This window comes from Parolsenella sp. (assembly GCF_982402205.1).
The window spans coordinates 1-2,814 of the sequence record NZ_CEVYAT010000174.1 but is presented as its reverse complement, the minus strand read 5'-3'; the positions used below and the strand labels follow the sequence as shown (position 1 = coordinate 2,814).

The 2,814-nt window shown below is 66.5% G+C and carries 3 protein-coding genes; 2 read left to right on the top strand and 1 reads right to left on the bottom strand.

What is annotated here, in order from left to right:
• Nucleotides 1-213: 213 nt before the first annotated feature.
• Together sdaAA and AC1VTH_RS07675 are read left to right on the top strand one after the other, a co-directional pair.
• Nucleotides 214-1,782 (top strand): L-serine ammonia-lyase, iron-sulfur-dependent, subunit alpha, encoded by a 1,569-nt coding sequence (gene sdaAA / locus AC1VTH_RS07680; protein ID WP_481335549.1) that lies wholly within the window; start codon nucleotides 214-216, stop codon nucleotides 1,780-1,782.
• A gap of 224 nt (nucleotides 1,783-2,006) precedes the next feature.
• Nucleotides 2,007-2,297: a winged helix-turn-helix transcriptional regulator gene (locus AC1VTH_RS07675; protein WP_481335550.1), complete on the top strand. Its 291-nt coding sequence runs from the start codon at nucleotides 2,007-2,009 to the stop codon at nucleotides 2,295-2,297.
• A gap of 244 nt (nucleotides 2,298-2,541) precedes the next feature.
• Here the strand turns inward: AC1VTH_RS07675 and AC1VTH_RS07670 are convergent.
• Nucleotides 2,542-2,814: LPXTG cell wall anchor domain-containing protein (locus AC1VTH_RS07670; RefSeq protein ID WP_481335548.1), on the bottom strand; the 273-nt coding region annotated here is incomplete at its 5' end.

Sequence of the window (2,814 nt, the reverse complement as noted above, 5' to 3'; positions counted from 1 at the left end):
GCGCTGTAGCCAACCGTTCACGCGATTCGATGCCAGCCCATCAGCCGCTCGCTTGGCACAGCTCGACCGCTGGCATCCCAGCCGGCACGACGGCCCAACCGCCGCTTGCCCGCTCCGCGCCCCGCCCGCCGCCCATCCGGGGCCACAATTGATACAGTCATAGAGGCCGCGTCGCCCGGCGCGGTCCCGTCGTTTATCGAGCTGGAGGGTCACATGTCCCAGATGTCTGCCTTCGAGGTCCTTGGCCCCATCATGATTGGCCCCTCGAGCTCGCACACCGCCGGCGCCCTGAGGTGCGCGCAGACGGCGCTGGCCCTATGCACCAGCGCGCCCGCCTCGGTCACCTTCACCCTGTGGAACAGCTTTGCCCACACCTACCGCGGCCATGGCACCGACCGCGCGCTTCTCGGCGGAATGCTGGGCTTCGACACCGACGACGAGCGCATTCGTGACTCGTTCCAGATTGCCAAGGAACGCGGCCTTGCCTATCGCTTCGACATCGCCGGCGACGACAGCGCCCTGCACCCCAATACCGTCGACATCGCCATCACCGAGGACACGGGCCACACGCTCGAGGTTCGCGGCGAGAGCCTGGGCGGCGGGCGCGTGCGCCTCTCGCGCATCAACGGCGTCACGGTCGACATTCTGGGCGAGTACGAGACGGTCTTCGTCTCGCACCGCGACGTGCCCGGCGCACTCGCGAGCATCATTGCCTGCGTGGCAGACGACGGCGTGAACATCGCCTTCATGAAGACCTACCGCTCCGAGCGCGGCGGCATGGCCTACACCGTGCTCGAGATGGACGACGCGCCGGCAGACGCGGTGCTCGAAAAGCTTGCGCAGCTGACGCCCGTTACCTCGGCGCGCCGCATCCACATTCCCGGGGCCACGCGTCCGGGCGGGCAGGAGAGCTCTCCCTACCTGTTTGCCAGCGGCGAGCAGCTACTGGGCCTGTGCGAGAAGCACTGCGCAAGCATCGGCGGCATCATGCACAGCCGCGAGGAGTCGCTCTTCCCCACCGATTGCGACAAGAGCATGGCCCGCGTGCTCGAGGTGATGCGCGAGTCATCGACTCGTGCCATCGAGTGTCCGCGCCCCTCGCTGGGCGGCTTCATTGGCGGAGAGGCGCAGAGGCTAGCCCAGGCGTCGGATTCGGCCGTGGCTGAGCTCGTGGGCGCGCCACTCACGCAGGCTATCACACGCGCAATGGCGGTGCTCGAGCAAAACGCCACCATGGGCGTCATCGTCGCGGCTCCCACAGCGGGGTCGTCGGGCGTGGTCCCGGGCTGCGTTATCGCCGCGAGCGAGGCGCTCGGACTCGATGACGACGCAGCTCAGGGGGCCCTTTGGTGCGCGGCGGCCGTAGGCATGCTGCTCTCGACCAACGCGAGCGTGGCCGGCGCCGAGGGTGGCTGCCAGGCCGAGGTGGGCTCCGCCGCCGCCATGGCAGCCGCGGCGCTTGTGCAGCTGCTGGGTGGCTCGCCCAAGCAGGCGCTCAACGCCGCGTCAATTGCGTTGGGCAACCTGCTGGGCCTTGTGTGCGACCCCATTGGCGGGCTTGTCGAGGCGCCGTGCCAAAATCGCAATGCCATTGGCGTGGCCTGCGCATTCACGGCGGCCCAGCTCTCCATGGCCGGCATCGCGGCTTCGGTTCCCTTTGATGAGGCGGCCGAGGCCATGCTGCGCGTGGGCCGCATGCTGCCGCTTGAGCTGCGCGAAACGGCCCTTGGCGGCCTTGCCACCTGCCCCAGCGCATGCACCAAGTGCGGTGGCTGCGCATAGAGAGCAGCTCGACCGAGGTGCGCCGCCCGGAGGCGGCCTTGTCGTAGAGTCCCGATGAAGTCGGCGCCGGACGCCTGCGGGTCGAGGTCGACGAGCAGGGTCCGAAGGCCCCGGGCGGCGAAGATGGCCGCCAGGTTCACGGCGGTCGTCGTCTTACCGTCGCCGCCCTTGTAGTTGGAAATGGGAAGGAGCTCCCCGCGTGCCCAGTAGAGACAACACTTGCAATCATTCAAAGCAAGTGGCAGGTGCTGGTCCTGCGCGGCCTGCTGCTGAACGGCACGATGCGCTTCAAAGAGCTGCAGCGCTCAATCGGGAAGATCTCGCAGAAGGCGCTCACTGACAACCTGCGGGCCTTGGAAGACTACGGCATCGTGCATCGCGAGGTCTTCACCGAGGTGCCGCAGCGCGTGGAGTACTCACTCACCGAGACCGGCCAGTCGCTGCGCACGGTCATAGACGCGATGTGGACATGGGGCGAGGAGCACAAGGAGCGGCTTTGCCTGCAGGACAAGTAGGGGCGCGTCGATCTTTAGGGGTCGACCACGCGGCTCCGTTCATGGCTCTTCCCCGGTTGCCTTGAAGTACGCTTCGTCGATGAGCCCCAGCCATCACCATGCCCCAAACGCAAGGCCATGCTCGAGGGGCTTCGACACGGAGTCATTTGGAGATAGGAGCGTAAAAAGAAAGCCCCCGAACCAGAAGGTTCGGGGGCTTTCTTTCCCGCAATTTCGCCGATAGCTTTGCGAGCACGGATCGCAATTAGCAGTTCCGCCCACGCCTTACATACACAGCACTTCCCAGCGCCACCATGGCAGCCAGAAGCAAAGCGTAACCAAGGCCGACGCCCGTGTCGTCTCCCGTCTCGGGCAAGGACGAATCCGCCTTCTGCGCAGTATCCGGCTTGCCATTCGGGCCGGTCTGGTGATTATCGTCGCCACTTGCCCCGCCCTGGCTACCAATGCCAGGCTCAGGCGGAGTCCCCCCCCTCTCGACGAATTTCCAGGAACCGGCGAAGGTCACATTGCCCTCCGA